The sequence below is a fragment of the Kribbella sp. NPDC023855 genome (assembly GCF_040639475.1).
Lineage (GTDB): Bacteria > Actinomycetota > Actinomycetes > Propionibacteriales > Kribbellaceae > Kribbella.
This window is the reverse complement of the sequence record NZ_JBFAAA010000005.1, coordinates 309,919-334,138: the sequence shown is the minus strand read 5'-3', so window position 1 is coordinate 334,138 and position 24,220 is coordinate 309,919. Positions and strand designations below refer to the sequence as shown.

The window sequence follows — 24,220 nt, the reverse complement described above, 5'->3', positions numbered from 1 at the left end:
GATGCGTACAACGTACACACAGGGGCAGCTTATTGACAACCGGATTCATGTTCAGTTGGTTAGGTGTGCTGCGGAGGTGGCGCGTCAGGCAGGGCGGAGGAAGCCGTGGACCAGGGCGGCCACGCCTGCAAGGAAGGCGTCTCGAGGAGTCACGGCCGGCGCGGAGGCGGCCACTTTCGCGAGCTCTGTGTATTCGCTGCCGGCCTCAGCGCCCTGGCGTCGGTAGGCCACCAGCGTCAGGTCGTCGAAGTGGCCGAACATCAACTGGCCCCAGACGAAGCGCCACATCGCCGAGTGGGCGAGGACAGCGGCCTCGTCATCCAGGCCGGCTTCGCGCAAGGCGGCGAACACGTGCTCGGAGATCGGCAAGGCGCTTGGCGGAAGCTCGGCCACCGAGAGGACCGCCTGAACACTCCACGGGTTGGCCGCCAGTACGTCGTACGCCTGAACCGCCGTGTCGACAACCCGCTGGGCCGGATCGGGCCCGGCCGGCAACGGCTGCCGAGACACCTGAGCCGCAAGATCCTCGAGCAGGCCGATGAGCAGTGAGCGCTTGTCCGCAACATGCCGATAGAGCGACATCGGCGACGTACCGATCTCCTCCGCCACACCACGCATGGTCAGCCGCTCCACCCCATCCCGCTCGACGAGCCGCAACGCAGCCGCAAGAATCCGCCCCCGACTAAGAGGCCCAGCCTTACCAACCCGCCCAACTCTCCGCTCACTACTCACCACCCCAGTCTGTCCGATCCCCACACCTACTCATGCGGCGGATGCATCAACTGAGCATCTTCTTGCATTGGACGTACCAAAATCTGGGTGCCTACGATCCTGGGGTATTCGTCCGCTGGGCAATGCTGAGGGAGTCGTTGGTCGATGGAGTATCGGTATGTGGGTCGGACTGGGCTGAAGGTCAGTGAGCTTTGTTTGGGGGCTATGACGTTTGGTGGGGATGCGGACGAGCCGGCCAGTCACGCGATGTTGGATGCGTTTGTCGATGCCGGGGGCAACTTCATTGACACCGCTGATGTTTATGGGGCTGGGCGGTCCGAAGAAATTGTTGGTAGTTGGCTCAAGACGAAGGACCGGGACTCGTTGGTCGTTGCCACCAAGGCTTATGGCGACATGGGGCCTGGGCCCAACGACGGGGGTAACGGGCGCAAGCACATCTTGTCGGCCGTGGAAGCGAGTCTGCGGCGGCTGGGCACCGACTACATCGATCTCTATCAGATGCACGTCTTCGACGACGCGACGCCGATGGAGGAAACGCTTTCGACGCTCGACACTCTCGTCCGCAGCGGGAAGGTCCGGTTCATCGGAGCCAGCAACCACACCGGCTGGCAACTGCAGAAAGGCGTCGACCTGGCCCGCCAGCACGGCTTCGAGCCCTATGTTTGCCTGCAGCCCTTGTACAACCTGCTCGACCGCGACGCCGAGTTCGAGCTCGTACCGATCTGCCTCAACGAAGGACTCGGACTGATCGCCTGGAGCCCACTCCGTGGCGGATGGCTGTCCGGCAAGTACCAGCGCGGCATGGACGGCCCACCCGCCGGCACGCGAGTCGACCAATCCGACCGCAACGGCGCCAGCGAGAACTGGAACGCCTACAACACCGACCGCACCTGGAACGTCATCGACGCCGTCACCGACATCGCCAAACAAACGGGGCACTCCCCCGCACAGGTCGCCCTCCGCTGGCTACTCCAACGCCCCGGCGTCACCGCTCCCATCATCGGAGCCCGGTCGATAGAACAATTGAGCGACAACCTCGGCGCAACCGGCTGGAACCTCACCGACGACCAGATGAACAACCTCACCACCGCCAGCCCGCTGCCCACCGTCTACCCGTACCAACTGCTCAACCAGTTCCGCCGCAAGTCCGCCTGATTGCGCAAAATCGGCAAACCACGGAAAGTTCGCAGCATGAACTGCTGCACTGGAACCCATGAACGCACCGACTTCCGAGGTTGTTGACCTGCCCTCGTTCACAGCAGAGACCGACGCGCTGCTGGCCCGGTTCGACGTACCGGCCGGGCCAGTGGACGAGGACCCGTACCAGGCGCTGCTCCGCGACCGGCTCGAACCACCGGATCCCGCGCTGGCCGGCGAATGCGACCCGGCAACCCGGCCGCGGGACCTCAAGATCGATCTCGGCGACCGTGTTCTCGAGGCGCGCGTCTACCTGCCGGCCGGCGACGAGCCTCGACCCGTCCTGCTGTGGCTGCACGGTGGCGGCTTCATCGGGGGCGACCTACGCGACATCGAGTACGCCGCGTCCGGACTCGCCGTCGCAGGCGACGTCGTGGTCGTATCGCTCAACTACCGGCTGGCACCCGAGCACCCCTACCCGGCAGCCCTCCAGGACACCCTCGACACGCTGAGTTGGCTGCGCGAGCACACCGCCGAAGTACAGGGCGACGGCCGCATCGCGGTCGGCGGGCAAAGTGCGGGTGCGGCCCTTGCTGCCGGCGCCTGCTTGGTTGCCCGCGACAACGGAGCGCCGCTGCCAGATCGACAAGTGCTCTGCTATCCCACCCTCGATCTCGGCCATGAAACAGAGTCCTCCCGGCTCTTCGATGGCGTCTTCTTGAGCATCGCGCCCGGCTGGGCCGACGAGCAGTACTTCCCGGCAGGAGAACTTCCGGCCGCTGCTGTGCCACTGCGAGCGAAGAGCCTGGCCGGTCTACCACCAGCGCTGATCCTCGCCGCTGGCCGCGATCCTCTCCGCGACGACGCCCGGATGTACGCCGACCGACTCGCTGCCGACGGAGTGCCCGCGCGCATCGTCGAGTACGCCGACACCATGCACGCCTTCCTCAACTTCCCAGCGGTGCTGTCGGCCGGTCGGCACGCGGTCGACCTGATCGGCGCCGACCTCCGCGACACGTTCCCCACCGCGCGATCAACCCGCACACCGACCACGTCCGCCGCTGAAGCGGTACGCCTCATCCGGGCCGATCGGCAACTGCTGTTCGATGCCTTGGGCAAGGTCACCGACCCGCGCGCACCCTATGCCGTTGCCGACGGCCCCCTCGGCCACTTCTGCCAGTCGCTCCATGACCTTGTCGCGCACATCTTGATGTGGGACGAGATCACCCTCGCCGTACTGCGGGAGGCTGCGGCCGGCCGGATCCATTGGAGCCTGGCCCCTCAGTGGGAGACGGTCGGAGCGGGCCGCGGCCTGAATGCTGGTGGCGTCGACGCGGGTCGGCACCTACCGTCCGAGCTGTTGATCGAGCGGCTGCACAGCGTCGTCGATGCGCTGACAGCCGAGATAGAACGCTACGACGAGCAGGCCTGGACCGACCCCTCCACAGGTGGCGGCTTCGACGGCAGCATCGGCGCGCTTGCCGAATACGCTGCCACTCCGCCCGACGGATCGCCGTACGGGCACGTCGCCCGCCACCTGCGGTAGGCCGTTCAGGTCAGCTCGTCGTGCCGGTGACCGTGGTACCGGTCTTGGTCACGTAGTAGGTGAGTTTGGTGCCGCTCCAGTAGTGGAAGGTCAGCGTGACCCGGGAGTTGTCCTTGACGGCGGCGAAGAAGTCCGGCGTCAGGGTGGTCAGTCCGGCGGTGTAGTTGGGGGCGAAGGCGCGGTCGAACTCCTTGAAGGAGGTCCAGTCGTGCGGACCCGCGTTGGAGCCGTCGGCGTACTTGGCTTCCATCGTGGCCAGCAGGTCGCCGCGGAAGGTCGTCGGGATGGCGAAGGAACTCGTCGTCCCGGTGGCCTCGCTCAGGATCGGCGCGTCGTACGTGATGAGGGTGATCCGCCACGGCACTCCCTTGGAGAAGCGGGCGGACAGTACGGCGTTCGTGCCGTACTCCCGTGAGCCGCTCAGCCTTGTCAAAAGCGGTGCTGTCAACGTGAGCTGGTCACCTTGGACGGTGTAGTCGGTACCACGGACCAGCTCGGTGGAGCCGTGACGCAAACCGATGAACGACGTTCCGTTGAGGTTCAGGGTGATCGTCTTGGCCGTGATGGCACTCGCCCGGGCGTTGAACACCTGGTCGGTGGAGGCAGTCCCCGAGCGGGTCGTCCAGCTCGACTTGATCTGCGCGAAGAGCTCCGGATCGCTCCACTGGAACGAGGTCCGGCCGAGGTGCTGGCCGTTGTCCCACAGCATCGTGGTGATCTTCTTGGTGCGGGCGTAGTAGCCGAGGGCCTCGAAGAACTTCAGCTTCTCACCCTGCTCGATGGTCCCGGTGTGCCGGTCGAAACCGAGCAGGCCGTACTCGCCGAGGATCACCGGGATGCCGCGGGCGACAAAGGTGTTGTAGACCCGGTCGAACGAGTCGGTCAGGTCCTTCTGCGCGGTCGCGTCGAAATGGGTGCCACCGGCAACGTTCACGCTGAACGGCCAGTACCCGTAGTAGTGCACGGTCGCGATCAGGTTGGGATCGTTGTAGCTGCCGATCGAGGTCGCCAGCGCGTCGAGCAGTACCTGGTCGGACGACGTGTGCAGGGTCGGCAGGACGAGCAGCCGGGTGGCGTTGTTGCCGCCGGACCGGCGCACGATGTCACGGAACGAGGTGTTCAACTCGTTGAGCAACTCGATTTCCTGAGCCTGGCCCGAGCTGTTGGCGAACTGCGGCTCGTTGACGCTCTCGAACGTCAGCTTGAGGCCGGCCGTCTTGAAGGCTTCCGCCAGTTGGGTCCAGATCGCGTTGTAGCGGCTGAGCACGCCGGTGCGATCGGCCGGCATGGTGTTGATCCACTGCCACGAATCGTGGTGGATGTTGATCATCACGTAGAGGTCGCGGGCCAGGGCCCAGCCGACAACCTCCTTGACACGGTTCAGGTACGCCGCCTCGATCGCGTGGCCGGGCGCCGGCCCGAGGTGGGCGCTCCACGTGACGGGGATGCGAATGCTCTTGAAGCCCTGCGCTTTCACGTTGTCCAGCAAGGCTTCCGTGATCCGCGGGTTCCCCCACGACGTCTCGTCGCTGCCCGTCGAGTCGAGCGTGTTGCCGACGTTCCACCCCGGCTGCATGGCCGCAACCGCAGCCATCGCATCGCCACCAGGACCAGGACCGGGACCGCCACCGCACAAGACACCGTTCAGCTCGAACGAGGACGGGTCCGTGTTGGATCCCGTCCAGCTGCCGTTGAAGCCGAACGACACCGAGGCGTTCGTCGCGATCTTGGCGTTGTGGTCGGCGTCCTCAGCCGTGACCCGGCTGCCGGACGTCGTGACCGTCGCGTTCCAGGCCTGGGTGACCTGCTGACCGGACGGCCACGTCCAGCCCACACGCCAGCCGTCGATCGGTTCGCCGAGGTTGGTCACCGTGACGTTGGCGGTGAACCCGCCAGGCCACTGGCTCGCCACCTTGTACGAAACGCTGCACCCGCTCGCTGCCGCGGCCGCATCGTCAGTCGCCACCAGGCCGGCACCGGCCACCAAGGTCGCGATGGCGGCCACCAGGACACCGACGCGATGCCGCAATCGTCGCGTTCTGCCTCTTGGGAACATGGAACTCCTCAATCTCACTTAACCGGGACGGCCTCAGGCGCACGAAGCGCCATTCAGGGTTGGAGCGGAGAACGGCGGCGTGCCACCGCCGAAGGTCGCGTTGTAGCCGATCGTGGCGGTACCACCGGTGGCGAGCCTGCCGTTCCAGGAGGCGTTCACGACCCGCACGGTGTCCCCCGTGTCGGTCCAGGTCGCGTTCCAGCCCTGGGTCACGGTCGCCCCCGGCGCGGAGAACGTCAGCGTCCACCCGTCGACAGCAGCCCCGCGATTCTCGATCACGATCTCGGCGGTGTAGCCGGTCTCCCAGGTGTTGACCACTCGATGCGTCACCTTGCACTGACCAGGCTGCGGGGTCGGCGTGGTTGGCGGAGGCGTGGTGGTGGGTGGCGGCGTCCAGTTGGCGGCAGCCGCCAGGTCGTACGCGCGCTGCGGCACAAACTGACCAGCGCTGGCAATGCACCCGTCCGCCTCACCCGGCGGTTTTACCCACAGGAACGCGGCAATCTGCCCGTCACCGGTCTGATCCGTACTCGGCGTACCGACGGCTCGGCCGGCCGGGTCGCACCATTCACTCCCCAACGGCCCATTGCCGTTGCGGCTGGTGTCGATCACCGCACGAAGCCGGGAGTCGCCCACCGAGTTCAGTACCGCCTTGGCGAAGGCGTTCTCGTCGGCGGTCGTCCGGTAGTTCGACACGTTGGTGGAGATGCCGTCGGCGCTGTTCGAGATGTCAGCGGCCCGCAGTCGTGCCGCGGCCTCCCCTGGCGACAACCACGCGGAGTGGCCGATATCGAAGTACACCTTCGTCTGCGCCGACCCGGACTTGAGTTTCTTGCCCGCATAGGCCATCGACGCCTTCGTCTGGTTCTGCTGGTCCGACGACTGGCAGCTCGTCATGATCGGCAGCACGTCCGGTTCCAGGACGATCGCCGCCGGCCGGCCGGCCACACCCGCCGCCACCTGGTCGACCCAGGCCCGGTACGCCTCGTGTGACGGCGCTCCGCCGCTGCTGGCACCACCGCAGTCGCGGTTGGGGATGTTGTAGACGACCAGGATCGGCACCTTGCCGGCCGCCGCGGCGGCGCCGACGTAGGCGTCGACCTCGGCCCGGACCGTGCCGGTGTTCGTGGTGGTGAACCACTTGCCCTGCGGTGTGGCCGCGATCCGGTCCCGGATCATCGGCGTGCGGGAGTCGTTGGGGTTTGCCGCGACCCACTTGGCCGCGCTGGTGCTGGGGTCCACGTAGAAGGGCGAGCCGGCGGCGTGCGCGGTTCGCCCCGTAGCGAGGGCGGCAGCACTCGCGACGAGCGCAACCGCGAGCACAGCGGCAGCAGAAGTCAGGGCGGCGGTCGGTCCGCGGGAAGTCAGAGTTGTCGATCGCATGGCGGGTCCTCGCAGTGTCGGTGGGCGGCCGTGCACTTGGGAGCGCTCCCAGAATGGCTCGAACTGTAACCGGCGGGAAACGGCGAGTAAAGAGTCCACCGGAACTTTCGTGGCCCGCGGCTGCTTGCCGCCGCAACTCGGCAGCCCGGCGGAATCCGAAACGTTTAACCCCTCGACATTCCCTTTCCACCGCGCCGCCCGGGCCTTACGCTGCCGAATCTGGGAGCGCTCCCAGAAGGCATCTCCCCACCGCCCCGGACCTTGCCACGCACGTCCCCCCAGGCCTGGCACGCGTCCCGAACTGCCTTCGGAGGTACTCGTGCGAAGCTGCATGGCGAGAGCGTTGACAGTCACCGTCGTCACCTTGCTCACGGTCCTGATCTGCCCCGTGCCACCCGCCGCGTCGGCGGCACCCGCGTACAACTACGGGGAGGCACTGCAGAAGTCCATCTGGTTCTACGACGCGCAGCGCTCGGGCAAGCTGCCCGCGGACAACCGCGTCAGCTGGCGCGGCGACTCGGCACTGCGCGACGGCAGCGATGCCGGCCTCGACCTGTCCGGTGGCTTCTACGACGCGGGCGACCATGTGAAGTTCGGGCTGCCCTTCGCGGCCGGCCTGTCGATGCTCGCCTGGGGCGCGGTCGAGAACCGGGACGCGTACGTCGGCTCCGGCCAGCTCGAGCACCTGATGGCGAACCTGCGCTGGGGCACCGACTGGATCATCAAGGCACACCCGGCCCCGAACGTGGTCTACGGCCAGGTCGGCGCGGGCGACCCCGACCACGCCTGGTGGGGCTCGGCCGAGGTGATGACGATGGCCCGTCCGTCGTACAAGGTCGACGCATCCTGCCCCGGCTCGGACCTCGCGGGTGAGTACGCCGCGGCGACCGCTTCGGCCGCGATGGTGTTCAAGGAGACTGACCCGGCCTACGCGGCGACGTTGCTGACGCATGCCAAACAGCTCTACAGCTTTGCCGACACGTACCGCGGCAAGTACAGCGACTGCATCACCGACGCCGCCAAGTTCTACAACTCCTGGAGCGGCTACCAGGACGAACTCGTCTGGGGCGCGATCTGGCTGTACCGCGCAACGGGCGACGCGTCGTACCTGGCCAAGGCCAAGGCGGAGTACCTGAAGCTCTCGACCGAGCCGCAAAGCTCCGAGCGGTCCTACCGGTGGACGATCGCCTGGGACGACAAGTCCTACGGCGCCTACGTGTTGCTGGCCAAGCTGACCGGCGAGCAGATGTACGTCGCCGACGCCAACCGTTGGCTGGACTACTGGACCACCGGCTACAACGGCAACCGGATCCGCTACTCCCCCGGTGGCCAGGCAGTACTCGATACCTGGGGCTCTCTGCGCTACGCAGCCAATACCGCGTTCGTCGCTCTGGTGTACTCCGACTGGCTGGCCACTCGGGACAGTGCCCGGGCCAGGACCTATCACGACTTCGGTGCGCGGCAGATCAACTACGCGCTCGGCGACAACCCGCGCAACTCCAGCTATGTCGTGGGCTTCGGTGCCAACCCGCCCCGTAACCCCCACCACCGGACGGCGCACGGTTCCTGGAGCGACAGCATTCAGGAACCCGCGATCAGCAGGCACACCCTGTCCGGAGCCCTGGTCGGCGGTCCCAAGAGCAACGACGACGCGTACACCGACAGCCGCAGCGACTACGTGATGAACGAGGTCGCGCTGGACTACAACGCCGGCTTCACCGGTGCGCTCGCCCGGCTGTACAAGGAGTACGGCGGTACTCCGCTGGCGAACTTCCCAGTTGCGGAGACCCCTGACGGCCCCGAGCTGACCGTGCAGGCGTCGGTGAACCAGGCAAGCACCCAGTTCACCGAGATCAAGGCCTTCGTGCTCAACAAGAGCGCCTGGCCCGCGCGGACCTTCAACGGCACCATGCGCTACTACTTCACGCTCGATGGCGCCACGACGCCCGGCCAGCTCACTGTCACCACCAACTACAACCAGTGCGGCACGGCAAGCGGCCCGGTCCAGCACAGCGGCTCGGTGTACTACGTGGAGATCCGCTGTACCGGCGTCGCCCCGGCCGGGCAGTCGGCGTACCGCAAGGAAGTCCAGTTCCGTATTGCCAGCTCCGGGACCTGGGACCCGGCCAACGACTGGTCCTACGCGGGTCTGAGCACCGGCAACACGGTCACTCAGACCGACCGGATCGTTCTGCACCAAGACGGCAAGCTGGTCTGGGGCGCCGAGCCGAACGGTACGGTCGACCGCGAGCCACCCGGCGCGCCCACCCTGCTGAAGGCCTCGACCGTGACCGGCAGCAGCGTCACCCTGAGCTGGGCCGCGTCCACCGACAACGTTGGCGTGACCGGCTACGAGGTCCTCAACGGCACGACAGTGATCGGCTCCACCGCCACCACCAGCCTGCAGATCACCGGCCTGGCACCGGACACTTCCTACCCGCTTTCCGTGCGAGCCAAGGATGCCGCAGGCAACGTTTCTGACCCGGCTCTCATCACCGTGCGGACCACAACCGCACCAGCGAGCACGCTGACCGTGCAGCACAAGGGGTCCTCGCCCGCGACTACGAACCAGATCGGCGCCACTCTCCAGGCATCCAACCGCGGCACGGCGAGCATCGGCCTGACCACGGTGACGCTGCGGTACTGGTTCACCGGCGATGCGTCCTCCCCCACCTACCAGGTGTGGTGCGACTGGGCCCAGGCAGGTTGCGCCAACGTCCGGGCACGAGTCGTCAGGCCGGCTTCGGCCCGGCCCGGCGCGGACGCCTACCTGGAGGTCAGCTTCACCGCCGGCAGTCTCGCGCCCGGCGCGAGTACCGGCGAGATCCAGCTGCGCGTGGCGAAGTCCGACTGGTCCGGCTTCAACCAGGCCGACGACCACAGCTACCGGGTGAGCAGTTCGCTCACCGACTTCGATCGGGTCACCGGCTACTCCGGCGGTGTCCTCTCCTGGGGCGTCGAGCCCTGACCAGCCTCGGTGGCGGGAGGTTCCGCGTACCGGGGCGTCCCGCATCGATCGCAAGCCCATGGGTCACCGGCTGACCCCTGACGAGGAGGATGGATGACACATCACACCAGAGGGCGATGGTTACGTACCAGACCGCTCGCCCTGGCAATAGCAGTAGTGACAGCTGCGGGGCTGATACCGCTGGTCGCGCCCCCGGCACACGCCGCGGTGGCCTGCTCGGTGAACTACAACGTGGTGAACGAGTGGGCCAACGGGTTCGTCGCCGACGTGACGATCAAGAACGAAGGCGATCCGATCAACGGGTGGACCCTCACCTGGACCTTCCCGAACGGCCAGCAGGTGACGAACCTGTGGAACGGCAGCCACACGCAGTCCGGCGCCAAGGTCACCGTCACACCGGTGGACTGGAACCGGAACATCGCCACCGGCGGTACCGCGACCGTCGGCTTCCAGGGCACGAAGGGAGCAACGAACGGCAAACCGACCGACTTCGCGGTCAACGGCGTCTCGTGCACCGGCGGCAACAAGGCCCCGACGGTGGCGGTGACCTCTCCGACAGCTGGGCAGTCGTTCCAGAACGGGCAGGCAATCCCGCTCGAGGCCACCGCGGCCGACAGCGACGGCACTGTGTCGAAGGTCGAGTTCCTGGCTGACGGGGTCGTGGTCGCCACCGACACGACCGCTCCCTACCAGGGCTCGTGGCCGGGCGCGTCCGTCGGTGACCACGCCGTCGCGGCCCGCGCGACCGACAACCTCGGCCTGGTCACCACGACGGCACCCGTGCCGATCAAGGTCATCGCCGGGGCGACGATCGTGGCCACGCCGGCGACGCTCAACGTCAAGCAGGGCGGCACGGCACAGTTCGGCGTGACGCTGGCGAGTCAGCCGTCGTCCTCGGTGACCGTGGCAGTAGCCCGCTCGTCCGGCAGTACGGATCTCACCGCGGCACCAACCTCGCTGACGTTCACCACGGCGAACTGGAACACGCCGCAGAACGTGACGGTCAGCTCAGCGGCAAACGGCGGCGCCCTGGTGACAGCCGTCTTCTCCGCGACCGCCACGGGCTACGCGGCGGCCTCGGTGACCGCCAAGGAGATCTCGGCGACCATTCCTCCGTTCCAGGAAGCGTTCCTCGCGCAGTACAACAAGATCAAGGACCCGGCGAGCGGGTACTTCCGCAAGTTCGGCGACTTGCTGGTGCCGTACCACGCGGTGGAGACGCTGATGGTCGAGGCGCCGGACCACGGGCACCAGACGACGTCGGAGGCGTTCAGCTACTACCTGTGGCTGGAGGCGAGCTACGGCAAGATCAGCGGTGACTGGGCTCCGTTCAAGGCGGCGTGGGCCTCGATGGAGAAGTACATCATTCCGGCCAAGGCCGATCAGCCGACCAACGACAAGTACAACCCCAGCAAGCCCGCCACCTACGCGCCCGAGCACAACAGGATGGACAAGTACCCCTCCGTGCTGGACTCGAGCGTCTCGGTGGGCCAGGACCCGATCGCCGCCGAGCTGAAGTCGGCGTACGGCACCGACGACATCTACGGCATGCACTGGCTGCTGGACGTCGACAACACCCTCGGCTTCGGCCGGTGCGGTGACGGTACGACGGCGCCGTCGTACATCAACACCTATCAGCGCGGCTCGTCGGAGTCGGTCTGGGAGACCATCCCGCAGCCGTCCTGCGACACGTTCAAGCACGGTGGCCCCAACGGCTACCTGGACCTGTTCACCAAGGACGCGTCGTACGCCAAGCAGTGGAAGTACACCAACGCGCCGGACGCGGATGCGCGTGCGGTCCAGGTGGCGCTGTTCGCCGAGCAGTGGGCGACCGCGCAGGGCAAGCAGGGCGAGATCGCGCCGGAGCTGGCCAAGGCCGCGAAGATGGGCGACTACCTGCGGTACGCGATGTTCGACAAGTACTTCAAGAAGATCGGCAACTGCGTAGGACCCGCGGCCTGCGCGGCTGGTACCGGCAAGGACAGCTCGCACTACCTGATGTCCTGGTACTACGCCTGGGGTGGCGCGACGGACACTTCGGCAGGCTGGGCCTGGCGCATCGGTGACGGTGCCTCGCACCAGGGGTACCAAAACCCGCTGGCGGCGTACGCGCTCGCACAGGTTCCCTCGCTGAAGCCGAAGTCGGCCACAGGTCAGCAGGACTGGGCCAAGAGCATGGACCGGCAACTGGAGGTCCTGCAGTGGCTGCAGTCGGCCGACGGCGGCATTGCCGGCGGTGTCACGAACAGCTGGGAAGGCAACTACGGCACACCTCCCGCGGGTACGCCGACGTTCTACGGCATGTTCTACGACGCGCACCCGGTCTGGCGCGACCCGCCGTCGAACCGGTGGTTCGGCTTCCAGGTCTGGCAGATGGAGCGGACGGCCGCGCTGTACCGGATGACCGGTGACGCCCGGGCGAAGAAGATCCTGGACAAGTGGGTGCCCTGGGCAATCGCCAACACCACCATCGGTACCGGCGGCAACTTCCAGATCCCGTCGGACCTGCAGTGGACCGGCGCACCTGACACGTGGAACCCCGTCACGCCGGGCGCGAACGCGAGCCTTCGGGTCAGCGTGCTCAACCACAGCAAGGATGTCGGCGTGGCGGCGTCGCTCGCCAAGACCTTGCTGAACTACGCAGCCAAGTCGGGCACCGCCCCGGCAAAGACCGCAGGCGAGGGCCTGCTGACAGCACTGCTGTCGAACCAGACCGCCAAGGGCATCGCGGTGCCGGAGACCCGGACCGACTACGGCCGCTTCGACGACAAGTACAACGCAACAACCGGCGAAGGCACCTACGTGCCGCCGGGCTGGACCGGCAAGATGCCCAACGGAGACGCGATCGGCCAGGACTCCACCTTCCTGTCGATCAGGTCCTTCTACCGCAATGACCCCGACTGGCCCAAGGTCCAAGCCCACCTCGACGGCGGGCCGGCCCCAACCTTCACCTACCACCGCTTCTGGGCCCAAGCAGAGATCGCCACGGCGTTCTCCCTCCACGCGGAGCTGTTCGGCTAACTCCGTCAAGCACTGACGCGCGCCCCCGGTTTCACCTGGCCGGGGGCGCGTTTCATGCGCCGGAGAGCGGGCCGCGGAGGGCTGAGATCGGTGGGGCGAAGAAGTAGCCGCCGCCGGTGGGAGTGACCAGGTCCTCGGGGAGCTCGATCGTGGTGGTCGACCCGTCGGCGGCCGGGAGGTCGACGGTCCGGCGGCGGTCGCCGCGCAGGTCGCGCTGGCCGATGATCGGATCGACGCCGCCGACATGAGGTTGCACGGGCGAGTTGGCCCACCGGCGGGTGACGAACTCGAACTGGTCCTCGATGGAGGCCATGTACGCCGCGAACAGCAGACCGCGTTCGGCCGACTCGAGTTCGGGCGGCGGATCGGCGACGCCGGCGAGCGGTTCGCCGTACGGGATGCCACGGCGCAGCATCAGCCGCAGGAACGTGTCCGCGGGCGCGCCGAAGTCGGTGCCGCTGTCGCGCGGGTTGACCTTGCGGATGTGCCCGGCGAACGGGCACACCTGGCCGAGCAGGTCCTCGGTCGCGGGCCGGTGCGTGTCGCCGGGGTACCCGGGGAGATCAACCAGCACGGACGAGCGAGTGTCGTCATCGAACAGGAAGTGGTTGTTGGCGAACTCGTCACCGGCCAGCGCGGCGTCATCAGCCGCCGGCGACCGCAGCAGCGGAGCCCCACTCGGCCAGCGACCGACGAGCATCGACGCGAGTCTGACCGGGGTCGTCCCCACCGCCGCGGCGGCCGTCGTCGCCAGCTCCCAGAAGCCGGCCACATCCTGGTCGAGACGCCGGCACACCAGGTAGGAACCGCGCCGGGCCCAGTCGGGGAAGGCCGTGGACGCCGGCGCCGGCGTCTTCGGGTCCTGATGGTGCTGGCGGGGCTCGCCGAGGAGGAACTGCCCAGGCCACACCAACGGCTGGCCGGGCTTGGCGAAGAGCTCGGCGTGCGGGTCGCCGGCATCGAGGAAGCGGGGAGTGAGGTGATCGCTCGGCGAGGTTGACCGCCGGCCGCGGACGCCGGGCTGGGAGATGCCGTCCTTGAACCCGAAGTGCTCGTGCCCCTGGAGGTTTCCCGGCAGTGTGTCGCCGCGCTGACCGTGCAGCAGAGTGATGCCCTGGGCAACGGCCTCGTCGAGGATCTCCTCGACCGCGGCAGCCAGGCCCTTCGGGTCATCGGCGGCAACGATCACCAACGCGTCGGCTTCGTTGTCCGGGCCGCCCACCAGCCAGTTCGCCCGATGCCCACGCTGAGCGGGGTCGGTCGGGTCGCCCAGGTAGGTGGACCGTTCGGCCAGGCCCTGCCGGAAGCTCTGGTCACCGAAGGCCTGCGCGTCAGCGTCGCCGGCCAGCGCCGCGATGCCTGGGAAAGAGAACGCGACCGCGGTCCAGGTGGCGGTGAGCCCTGGTTCGCGGACTCCAAACCACAGGCGCAGCGCGCGGAACTCACGCCGGAAGTCCAGTACCTCGTCCATGGCGGTGATCCGGGGCGCCATCCAGCCGACCCACTCGCGGGCATCGTCGAGGTCCCCGAAGCGCAGGAACAGGAACTCCTGATGGTCTTTGTTGAACCCAGGGACGATGTTGCCCTGGATGTCGGCGGCAGCCTCGGCGTCGTACACAGGCTCATCGGGCAGCGCCTGCGGAACCGGGGCGCGACGCGCACTGGTCGCCTCCCGGATCAAGTCCGGTTGACCGGTCCCGGAGGCCTCGAGGACGGAACCGTCGACCGGTGACGGCAGCTCGATGCCGGACAGCAGGGCGGTCCGGGTTTCCGCGAGGGCGGCCAGTGCGGCGGCCGCGTCGGCTCTCACCGCGGGTCCTGGTCGATGATGCCGTGCGCCGCCATGATCACGTGTTCGGCGAGCTGGCCGCCAAACTCCACGGGGCGGCCGCCGATGCGGATGTCGCCCACCCGGTAACCGGCTGCCGCCGGCACCTCGTAGACGACCCGTAGCGCCGCACCCCGCCGGCCGCGGACAACGGTCCAGTGGTCCGCCACCGGCTCACCGTCTGGATCGGTCCACCCTGAATCGTCCCAGTCGATCATCACCGGGCCGGGTGGGTTCTGGGTGGCCACGGCGTACCCCTTCCGGCTGATCGACCACAGGTCGAGGTTGATCCGGGCATCGGCGCCGGTCTGCCGGCCGTACGGCAGCGCGTCGTACCCGTCGAGTGCCGTGCCGGTCTGCTCGACCTCCTGGGAGACGCCGAGCAGGTCCTTCATCGAGTTGATCGGCATCACGTAGTGCACGATGCCGTCCTTCGTGTTCCACCGGTTCATCGGCTTGTAGTTGCCCTTGGCATCGAACAGGTGAGCACGCCGGACCGCGGGATCCACCAGCTCCCGGTACAGCGCCAGGACCCGGTCAGGGTCGACCGCGGCCAGCAACTTCCAGTACTCCGGTGTCTCCGTCGTGAACGTGACGCGCACGATGACGCCGTCGGGATCACGGTCCACGTGCCACTCGAGGTACTCGATCTGGGTCGATCGCTGCTCCCCCGCGGCGAACGCGGCGACGCGATCGTCGCGATGCTCCATCAACAACGGTCGGGAGAATCCGGTCCAGGTGTAGGCACGGGTCGCGGTCACCTCGAGTTTGCGCTGGCTGGGATCCACATAGGCACCGGACCCACTGAGCGCCGTCGACGGCGCGATCAGGCGGTTGATCAGAGTGTGCCACCGATCGAACAGCTCAGAGCCGGCCGGCACGTCCCGGATCGACCCCGGCGTCCCGAACTTCCGCACCAAGCCCATGAGCCAGCACCCTATGCCACCCCGGTCACTCCCGGTAGGCACGCCAACGGACAACCACCTGCAACTTGCTGCAACCAGTCACACGGCGGAACTGCAGTGACGCAGGGGCCGGCGCACGACCCAACAACACCGGCACCGCGACACCGGCTGAGGCCGCCAGTCTTCACAAGCGGGCGACGCAGGAGCCCGCGCCCCGGGCGGGTGGGAGCTAGCGAACGCGGACGCGACGTAGGAGCGGACGGCGGAGCCGGCGTGGGGCTTGCACCAGCCACGCCAGAGCCGCTCGCCACCCCACGCCGTCACCCAGCGGGTGCCGGGAACTTCAGTCGTACATCTTGTCCAGCAGGTCGCCGTATGTCGTCTCGACGTGCTTGCGCTTCAGCTTCAGGCTCGGGGTCATCTCGCCGCCCTCGACGGTCAGGTCGCGGTCGAGGATGGTGAACTTCTTGATGGTTTCCCAGCGGTTGAGGCCGGCGTTCAGTTCGTCGACGTAGCCCTGGACCATCTTCTGGGCGGCGTCCGAGGTGACGATCTCGGCGTACGACTTGCCCGCCAGGCCGTTCTGCTCGGCCCACGGCACGATCGCGTCCGGGTCGAGCGTCACCAGCGCGCTGACGAAGTTGCGCTGGTTGCCGTGGACAAGGAACTGGCTGGCGTACGGGCAGATCATCTTGAACCGGCCCTCGATCACCTGCGGTGCGACGTACTTGCCACCGGAGGTCTTGAAGAGGTCCTTCTTCCGGTCGGTGATGAAGAGGAACTCGTCCTCGAAGTGCCCGATGTCCCCGGTGTGGAACCAGCCGTCGGCGTCGATCACCTCAGCAGTCTGCTCCGGCAGGTTGTGGTACCCGCTCATCACGCCGGGACCCTTGATCAGGATCTCGCCGTCCTCGGCGATCTTGAACTGCGCCGCCGGGAACGCCGGGCCCACGCTGCCGAGCCGGTACTGATCCGGCCGGTTCAGCGTCGAGCCGGCGGCGGTCTCGGACAACCCGTAGCCCTCGAGAATCAGCAGGCCGGCCGCGTGGAACCACTCCGACAGCTTCTTGTCCAGCGCCGCGGACCCCGACACGAAGAAGCGGATCCGCCCACCGAAGCGAGCCCGGATCTTGGAGAGCACGAGCTTGTCGGCCAGCGAGTACTGCGCGGCCAGGACGCCGCCCGGCTCCTTCCCCTGCTGCCGGAGCTCCGACACCCGCGCGCCGACGCCGAAGGCCCAGTGGAAGAGCTTCGCCTTGACCCCGCCCTCGGCCTCCATCATCGTGACGATCCGGCCGTGGGCCTTCTCGAAGACGCGCGGCGCGGCCGCCATGAACGTCGGCTGGACCACGGCGGCGTTCTCGACGATCTTGTCCACCCGGCCGTCGATCGCGGTCGCGAACCCGATCTGGAACTGCACGGCCAGCAGCACCTGCCCGAACACGTGCGACAGCGGCAGCCACAGCAGTTGCAGGTCGTCCGGGCTGAGCACCCTGATGCCCTCGACCGCGGCGCCCTCGTACGTCCAGACCGAGTGCGGCAGCCGGACACCCTTCGGCCGGCCGGTCGTCCCCGAGGTGTAGACGAGCGTGCAGAGGTGCTCCGGCTTGACCTGCGCGACCCGCGAATCGACCGAGTCCGGCTGGTCGTCGAGCTGCTTGGCGCCGAGGTCGTCGAGGGTGGCGAGGCTGATCACCCAGTCGCCGTCACGCTCCTCGGGTTCACCGTCGATCAGCACCACCTTGTGCACCGACGGCAGCTCCGCCTTGTGCTCGCGCAGCTTGTCGACCTGGCTGGCGTCCTCGGCGAAGATGACCTGCACTTCGGCGTCGGCGGCGATGTACGCGACATCGGCGGCCATCGTCGTCGGGTAGATCGTGGTGGTGGCGGCCGCCGCGAGCACCGCGGACAGATAGCACTGCACCCATTCGAGCCGGGTGCTGGCGGCGATGCCGACCCGCTGCTCGGGCTGGACACCCAAGGCGACCAGCCCCGCCGCGCGGCGGCGTACCAGGGCGTCGGTCTCTGCCCAGGTCACGGAACGCCAGCCGTCCGCGGCTGGAGCACGGAACGCCTCGCGATCCGGCGTCGCGGCGACGCGGTCAAGGAACATCTGCGCCATGTGTTCCTTGCGGTTGCTGAGCAACGCGAGCTGGGGACCGTCGGCAACGGGCTTCATGTCTGGCCTCCACGGGAGTCAAGTAACCGAACAGTAATAGCCGCAGCCACCGCTGACCATGGTGATCGCTTGCCCGTGGGCACCATCTCGATTACGTTTCCGCAACATGCGCGCACGGTCTGTGGCACTGATCTCACTGTCCGTCTTTTTCCTCGGCAACCTCTCGCCGGCGACTGCGGTCACTCCGCCGCCGGAGTTCGGCAGTGACTACTCCGATCCTCGCACGCCGGCCCCACCCGTCGCAGTGCCGAACACCCGGCACTGCTCGGTGGAGATCGTCCGGCACGGATTCCGCAACTTCGATCCCTATACCTCCACCTACACACCACCGGCCGCCTGCCGCGGTCCCTGGTCGAAGGTGGTGCTGCGGCTGAAGGGCTCGGTCAAGGGCGTTCAGTACGACCGCCTGGGCCACATCACCATCGGCGGTGTCGGCGTCTTCCGGACCTCGACCCCGGAGCCGAGCACCGACGGCATCAGTTGGCAGGTCGAGAAGGACGTCACCTCCTACAGCCCGCTGCTGCGCACCCCGCAGCCGGTGGTGATGGAGCTCGGCAACGTCGTCAACGAGACCTACACCGGCGTCCTCGACATCGTTGTCTCGCTCGACTTCTACACTGTCGGCCACGGCGCCCCACCCGCCCGTACTGCGTCCGCCGTCCTCCCCTTGCAGGACCAGCGCCGCGAGGACTCCGACCTGGTCGGTACTGCGACGCTGCCGCGGAACACGTCCCGCCTGCTCGGCGAGGTCTATGTCACCGGCTCCGGCGGTGGGTGTGAGGAGTTCTGGGACACGTCGGCCCCGGCCTCGACCGGCTACTCCTGCCCGGACGGTTCGCCGTACCGCGAGGTCGAAGTACTGGTCGACGGCAAGGTCGCCGGAATCGCGCTTCCGTATCCGCACATCTACACCGGCGGCTGGTCGAACCCGTACGCCTGGCGGCCCTCCCCCGCGCCGCGCGCGTTCGACATCAAGCCTCTGCTGTATGACCTGACGCCGTTCGCCGGCCTGGTCGCGGACGGCAAACCGCACGAGTTCCGGGTCCACGTCGTCGGCGTACCGGCGGGTCAGACTGGCTGGTTCACCGTCCCCAACCTGCACGTCTGGACCGACCCGATCCTCAAGCAGACCAGCGGCAAACTCACCTCGTACTCCGTTGCCGAGCTGACGAAGTCCGACGACGTTACCGGCTCCGCCGGCACGGCGGGCTCCGTCCGGACCAAGGCATCCCGATCCCTGAAGATCAGCGGCTACGTCGACACCTCGGCCGGGCGGGTCAGCACGACGGTCGAGCGCTCGTTGACCAACGACAGCACCCATGTCTGGGAGGCGGGCGAATCGCGTGACGCTCTCGACGCGACCTGGCGCGACCTCTCCGTCGTGACCACCGGGCCGCGAGTGGATCGCACCGAGCTGACCTACAGCAAGAACGGCTACATCAGCTTCTTGCCCCATGCAACGATCCCGGACGCGTACGACGTGATCACCGACCTCGACCTGGCCGACCGCAGCCACACCACCAGCCGACTCGGTCCGCTGACCCTGGCGGACCGGCGTACGGAGGACTCGTACGACGGGCGCGCCGCGTGGATCTACAACGTTCCCCGCGACCAGCGCCACGCGACCGGCACCCAGACAGTCCGCTACCGCGCAACCGGCACCGGCGGCTGCTACGACCACACTCTTACAGCGGTCAACGGCATCTACACGGAGGATGCCTACGGCTGCTGACCGGCCGCAGCAGGCGTGCGGACGTGCCGGGGCCGGCCTCGACCGGCCCGAGGACGCGAAACCGCAGCTCGGCAGGCTGGATAGTGGGGCGGCTCAACACTCAGAGTTTCCGCCCAGGGGCCTACCGTCGCTGCTGAAGGAGCTCCGCGATCTGCACTGCGTTGAGCGCCGCGCCCTTGCGGAGGTTGTCGTTGGAGATGAACAGGACCAGGCCCCGGTTGTCCGGCACCGACTGGTCCTGGCGGATCCGGCCGACGTACGACGGATCGTTGCCCGCGGCATGCAAGGGGGTGGGCAGGTCGGTGAGCTCGACACCCGGCGCATCGGCCAGCAGCTCGGTGGCGCGGCCGGGCGTGATCGGGTCGGCGAACTCGGCGTGGATGCTGAGCGAGTGACCCGTGAAGACCGGAACGCGGACGCAGGTACCCGCGACCAGCAGGTCCGGGATGTGCAGGATCTTGCGGCTCTCGTTGCGGAGCTTCTGCTCCTCGTCGGTCTCACCGGTGCCGTCGGCAACGATCGAGCCGGCCAGCGGGAGCACGTTGAACGCGATCGGCCCGGCGTACACCTGCGGTTGCGGGAGCGTCACGCCCTCCGTGCCGGTGGCAAGCCGGCCGGCGCCGTCGACCAGCGCCTGGGTCTGCTCCTCGAGCTCCCGGACGCCGACGCCGCCGGAGCCCGAGACCGCCTGGTACGTCGAGACGACCAGCCGGGTGAGGCGGGCTTCACGGTGCAAGGGTGCCAGCACCGGCATCGCGGCCATCGTGGTGCAGTTCGGGTTGGCGACGATGCCCTTGGGCAGGTGGTCGAGATCGCCGGGGTTGACCTCGGCAACGACCAGCGGGACCTCGGGGTCCATCCGCCAGCCGGACGAGTTGTCGACCACAACGGCGCCGGCGGCCGCCACCTTCGGGGCGAGCTCCTTCGACGCCGTCTTCCCGTTGGAGAACAGGGCCAGCTCAAGGCCCGTGAAGTCGGCCGTCGCCGAGTCCTCGACGGTGATCTTCTCGTCGCCGAACAACAGCTGACTGCCGGCCGAGCGGGCGGAGGCGAAGTACCGGATCTCGTCGACCGGAAACTTTCGCTCCACCAGCAGTTGCCGCATCACGCCGCCGACCTGACCGGTTGCTCCGAACACTCCTACTCGCATGGAGCACAGCCTAGGTGAGACAGCGCGCCCGCACCCCGGGTTTCTACAGTGCGAGACCAGCGGGGCGCGGGCGGCAGGGGTCAGCTGTCGGAGACGAGGACTCCGCCGTTGGCGACGTCGGACTTCTCGATCTCGGTGAAGACGATCCGGACCGCCTCGCGCTTGGCGCCCAGGATGGCGATCGCGGAGTCGGTGACGGCGGCGACGAACTCGCGACGCTGGTCCAGGGTGCGGCCGGAGAGCAGTTCGACGGTGATGTTCGGCATAAGAAGAGCCCCTCAGAGAGTCGGATGACGTGTTCTACCTTGTGGAACATTGTTCCAGATTGCAACCTAGCCGACTGCTGCCGCCCGCCTGGCGAGCACCTCGTCGGTCTCGTCGGGATCGGCGTTGAGTGAGTCGAGCAGCTCGTCGACCGACTCCCGCCGCTCCGGCAGCAGCAAGCCGAGACCGACGTACACGACCAGGGATGTTGCCAATGGCAACGCGACGACCATGGTCGTGTCGGTCGAACCGACGCCCCACTTTACGATCGACCAGACGATCAGGCCGGCCGCCCAGGACGCGATCGCCGCCCGCGACCCCGACCGCCGGAACCACGGCAGCAACCCGAGCATCAGCGGGATCGAGATCGGCCCCATCGTCGCGGCCACCAGGTCCACGACGATCTTCAGGACGACCCCCTGGCCGTTGGTGATGATCGCGATCAGCATGCTCACCGTGACGAAGGTGAAGGTGGTGATCCGGGCGAACTTCAGGGTGGCCACGTCCGACAGCCTGCGCAGCTTGGGCACCAGGACCGGGCCGATGTCGCGGGTGATCACCGAGGAGATCACGTTCGCGTCGGAGGCGACCATCGCCATCGTGTGCGAGAAGAACCCGGCCAGCACGAGCCCGATCAGGCCGCTCGGGAGCAGCAGTTGCGCCAGTTCGACGTACGACTGCTCGGCCTTGCCGAGGTTCGGGACCAGCAGCGGGGCGGCGCACATCGGGATGAAAAGCACCAGCGGCCAGACCAGCCACAACACCGACGACAGCAACGCCGACTTCTTGGCCGCCGAACCCGACGGCGCGGCCATGTAGCGCTGCGCCAGGTTCCACATGCCGCCGTTGTACTCGAAGGTTTTGATGAACAGGAACGCGATCAGGAAGATCGGTGTGTACGGGCCGGTCAGCGCGTCACCGTGCCCCTCGGGCAGCTGGTCCCACATCTTCCACAGCGTGGGGATGCCGTCCAGATGGGTCAGTACGCCGACGAACATCGCGATCCCGGCCGCGGCCTGGATGATGAACTGACCGAAGTCGGTGAGTACGTCGGCCCAGAGTCCGCCCAGCGTCGCGTAGAGCATCGTCACCACACCGGTGAGCAGGATGCCCCAGCGCATCGGTACGCCGGTGAAGCCGTTCAGCAGGACGGCGATCGCGACCCACTTCGCCGCGATGTCGACCACCTTGAGCGCGGCACCGGAGTACGCGAGCACCTGCTGGGTCGGCAGGTTGTAACGCCTGGCCAGGTACTCCAGCGGTGAGACCACACCGTGTTTCGCGCGCAGCCGGTTCCAGCGTGCGGCGAAGAGGAACGCGCCGATGCCGACGCCCACGCCGATCGACACGGCCCACCACACGTACACGGTGATGCCGTAGTTGTAGGCAACCGCCGCGAAGGCGACGAACATGACCGCGCTGTAGCCGGACATGTGATGCGAGATGCCGGACAGCCACCAGGGAATCCGGCCACCGGTGGTGAAGTAGTCCACCACGGTTTTGATCTTGGTGCGCGACCACAGTCCGATCAGCACCATCAGCACGAAATAGCCGGCCAACACCGTCCAGTCGAGCGCTGTCATGTGAAGCCTCCAAGGGGCGGAACTTGGTATCACGAGACGGAACTTCTGTCAGGACAGCATTTGTACTCTTGACTTGTAGTTCTGTCTAGTAGAACTTAGTTCCATGATTTCGCCTCTCCAGGTCCGCCATGCCACCCACCCCGACCAGGTGCCGGGGTTCGACACCGCCGCTCTGCGCCGGACGTACCTGGTCGATGACCTCTTCACCGCCGATACGGTCACCGCCGTGCTCACCCACCACGACCGGATCGTGCTGGCCGGTGCCCGCCCGGTCAGCGGCCCGCTCACGCTGGGCACCTGGCCGCAGCTGCGCAGCGAGTTCTTCCTCGAGCGCCGCGAGGCCGGCATCGTGAACGTCGGCGGCCCGGGCACGGTGACGGTCGACGGCACCAAGTTCGAACTCACCACCGGCGCCTGCCTGTACGCCGGCCGCGGCGCGCGCGACGTCGTCTTCGAAGGCACCGACGCCGCGTTCTACCTGTTCTCGGCGGCCGCGCACACCGACTTCCCCACGACTCTGGTGCAGCCGGGCGAGGGCAACCGGCTCGAGCTAGGCGACCAGCAGACCGCGAACCGCCGCACGATCGACCAGTACATCCACGCCGGCGGCGTACAGAGCTGCCAGATCGTGCTCGGCGTGACGACCCTGCACGCCGGCAGCACCTGGAACACGATGCCCGCCCACACCCACGACCGGCGTACCGAGTGCTACCTGTACTTCGGCCTGCCGGAGTCGGACCGAATCGTCCACCTGCTGGGCGAACCCGACGAGACCCGGCATCTGCTCGTTGCCGATCGCCAGGCCGTGATCTCCCCGAGCTGGTCGATCCACTCGGGAGTCGGCACCTCGTCGTACAGCTTCGTCTGGGCGATGGCCGGCGAGAACCAGGCCTTCACCGACATGGACGGCGTCGACGTGAAGGATCTGCGGTGACAGCTGTCACCCAAGGCCGGCCAGCACTGGACGCTTTCAGCCTGAAGGGCCGTACTGCGCTGGTCACCGGCGCGCGTCGAGGGATCGGTGCCGCAATCGCTGCTGGGCTCGCCGCGGCCGGCGCGGACCTCATCCTGATGGCGCGTGACGCCGCGCTCGAAGACACGCTGGAGGCGATCAAGCAGAACGGTGGCGGCCAGGCCACTGTCGTCACGGCCGACTTCGCCGACCCGGCAGCGGTCGAGGCTGCCGCTGGCGAAGCAGTCGCGGCAGCAGACGCAGCGGGTCGCCCGATCGACATCCTGGTCAACAACGCCGGCACCATTCGCCGGGCTCCGGCTGCTGACACGACGGCGGCCGACTGGCAGTACGTGATCGACGTGAACCTCAACTCGACCTGGGCGGTGACCCGGCCGGTCGGCGCCGCGATGGTTCGGCGGGGCGGTGGCAAGATCATCACGATCGCTTCCCTGCTGAGCTTCCAGGGCGGCATCACCGTACCGGCGTACACGGCGAGCAAGCACGCGGTCGCCGGGCTCACGAAGGCTCTCGCCAACGAGTGGGGGCCGGCCGGAGTACAGGTGAACGCGATAGCGCCTGGGTACATCAGTACCGACAACACCACCGACCTGCGCGCCGACACCGACCGCGAAGCGGCCATCCGCGACCGGATTCCGGCGGGCCGATGGGGGCAGCCCGAAGACCTGGTCGGAGCCGCGGTCTTCCTCGCCTCCCCCGCGTCCGACTACGTCAACGGGCACGTGCTCGCCGTCGACGGTGGCTGGCTGGCGAGATGAGAGGT

16 protein-coding genes are annotated in these 24,220 nt (G+C 67.6%); 7 read left to right on the top strand and 9 right to left on the bottom strand.

The genetic code is table 11. From position 1 onward, the window contains the following. Window positions 1-84 precede the first annotated feature (84 nt). Complete coding sequence (locus AB0F51_RS20565) at window positions 85-732, bottom strand: TetR/AcrR family transcriptional regulator (protein ID WP_360282127.1); 648 nt, start codon at window positions 730-732, stop codon at window positions 85-87. 144 nt (window positions 733-876) lie between these two features. On the opposite strand from AB0F51_RS20565, the gene AB0F51_RS20560 reads away from it, so the two are divergent. Both AB0F51_RS20560 and AB0F51_RS20555 read left to right on the top strand, forming a co-directional pair. Next, window positions 877-1,887 (top strand): aldo/keto reductase, encoded by a 1,011-nt coding sequence (locus tag AB0F51_RS20560; protein ID WP_360282125.1) that lies wholly within the window; start codon window positions 877-879, stop codon window positions 1,885-1,887. 58 nt (window positions 1,888-1,945) lie between these two features. Further along, entirely contained in the window at window positions 1,946-3,415 is a 1,470-nt protein-coding gene (locus tag AB0F51_RS20555; protein ID WP_360282123.1) for an alpha/beta hydrolase, read from the top strand. Between the two features lie 10 nt (window positions 3,416-3,425). On the opposite strand, the gene AB0F51_RS20550 is transcribed toward AB0F51_RS20555, so the two are convergent. Next, a complete protein-coding gene (locus AB0F51_RS20550; protein ID WP_360282121.1) occupies window positions 3,426-5,471 on the bottom strand; it encodes a cellulase family glycosylhydrolase in 2,046 nt (681 codons plus the stop codon). A 33-nt stretch (window positions 5,472-5,504) separates the two neighbouring features. After that, a complete protein-coding gene (locus AB0F51_RS20545; RefSeq protein WP_360282119.1) occupies window positions 5,505-6,854 on the bottom strand; it encodes a glycoside hydrolase family 6 protein in 1,350 nt (449 codons plus the stop codon). Window positions 6,855-7,185: 331 nt separating this feature from the next. On the opposite strand from AB0F51_RS20545, the gene AB0F51_RS20540 reads away from it, so the two are divergent. Both AB0F51_RS20540 and AB0F51_RS20535 read left to right on the top strand, forming a co-directional pair. After that, window positions 7,186-9,822, top strand: coding sequence for a glycoside hydrolase family 9 protein (locus AB0F51_RS20540; RefSeq protein ID WP_360282117.1), 2,637 nt, complete (start codon window positions 7,186-7,188; stop codon window positions 9,820-9,822). Between the two features lie 156 nt (window positions 9,823-9,978). Continuing rightward, window positions 9,979-12,843, top strand: a complete 2,865-nt coding sequence (locus AB0F51_RS20535) for a glycoside hydrolase family 48 protein (protein ID WP_360282115.1) — start codon at window positions 9,979-9,981, stop codon at window positions 12,841-12,843. Between the two features lie 52 nt (window positions 12,844-12,895). Here the strand turns inward: AB0F51_RS20535 and AB0F51_RS20530 are convergent, their stop codons facing one another. The 3 genes from AB0F51_RS20530 to AB0F51_RS20520 all read right to left on the bottom strand — a co-directional run bounded on the left by AB0F51_RS20530 (window position 12,896) and on the right by AB0F51_RS20520 (window position 17,755). Next, window positions 12,896-14,653 (bottom strand): Dyp-type peroxidase, encoded by a 1,758-nt coding sequence (locus AB0F51_RS20530; RefSeq protein ID WP_360282113.1) that lies wholly within the window; start codon window positions 14,651-14,653, stop codon window positions 12,896-12,898. After that, entirely contained in the window at window positions 14,650-15,597 is a 948-nt protein-coding gene (locus tag AB0F51_RS20525; RefSeq protein WP_360282112.1) for a hypothetical protein, read from the bottom strand. Before AB0F51_RS20525 ends, AB0F51_RS20530 begins: the two co-directional genes overlap by 4 nt. A gap of 322 nt (window positions 15,598-15,919) precedes the next feature. Beyond that, on the bottom strand, window positions 15,920-17,755 hold the full coding sequence (locus AB0F51_RS20520) for a long-chain fatty acid--CoA ligase (protein WP_360282111.1): 1,836 nt from the start codon (window positions 17,753-17,755) through the stop codon (window positions 15,920-15,922). A 106-nt stretch (window positions 17,756-17,861) separates the two neighbouring features. Between AB0F51_RS20520 and AB0F51_RS20515 the strand changes: the two genes are divergently transcribed. Next, window positions 17,862-19,487, top strand: a complete 1,626-nt coding sequence (locus AB0F51_RS20515) for a peptide-N4-asparagine amidase (RefSeq protein WP_360282109.1) — start codon at window positions 17,862-17,864, stop codon at window positions 19,485-19,487. Between the two features lie 121 nt (window positions 19,488-19,608). Here AB0F51_RS20515 and AB0F51_RS20510 read toward each other — a convergent pair whose 3' ends face one another. The 3 genes from AB0F51_RS20510 to AB0F51_RS20500 form a co-directional block, all read right to left on the bottom strand. Further along, window positions 19,609-20,637, bottom strand: a complete 1,029-nt coding sequence (locus AB0F51_RS20510; RefSeq protein WP_360282107.1) for an aspartate-semialdehyde dehydrogenase — start codon at window positions 20,635-20,637, stop codon at window positions 19,609-19,611. An 80-nt stretch (window positions 20,638-20,717) separates the two neighbouring features. Beyond that, entirely contained in the window at window positions 20,718-20,903 is a 186-nt protein-coding gene (locus tag AB0F51_RS20505) for a tautomerase family protein (protein ID WP_145808799.1), read from the bottom strand. A 66-nt stretch (window positions 20,904-20,969) separates the two neighbouring features. Further along, the gene (locus AB0F51_RS20500) at window positions 20,970-22,484 is read right to left on the bottom strand and encodes a sodium:solute symporter family protein (protein WP_360282105.1); all 1,515 of its coding nucleotides are present in this window, start codon (window positions 22,482-22,484) and stop codon (window positions 20,970-20,972) included. 103 nt (window positions 22,485-22,587) lie between these two features. Here AB0F51_RS20500 and kduI point away from each other — a divergent pair, with 103 nt between their 5' ends. Together kduI and AB0F51_RS20490 are read left to right on the top strand one after the other, a co-directional pair. Next, window positions 22,588-23,418, top strand: coding sequence for a 5-dehydro-4-deoxy-D-glucuronate isomerase (kduI, locus tag AB0F51_RS20495; RefSeq protein ID WP_360282103.1), 831 nt, complete (start codon window positions 22,588-22,590; stop codon window positions 23,416-23,418). Then, a complete protein-coding gene (locus tag AB0F51_RS20490; RefSeq protein ID WP_360282101.1) occupies window positions 23,415-24,215 on the top strand; it encodes an SDR family oxidoreductase in 801 nt (266 codons plus the stop codon). The genes kduI and AB0F51_RS20490 overlap by 4 nt, the downstream gene beginning before the upstream one ends. The last annotated feature ends 5 nt before the right edge of the window (window positions 24,216-24,220 follow it).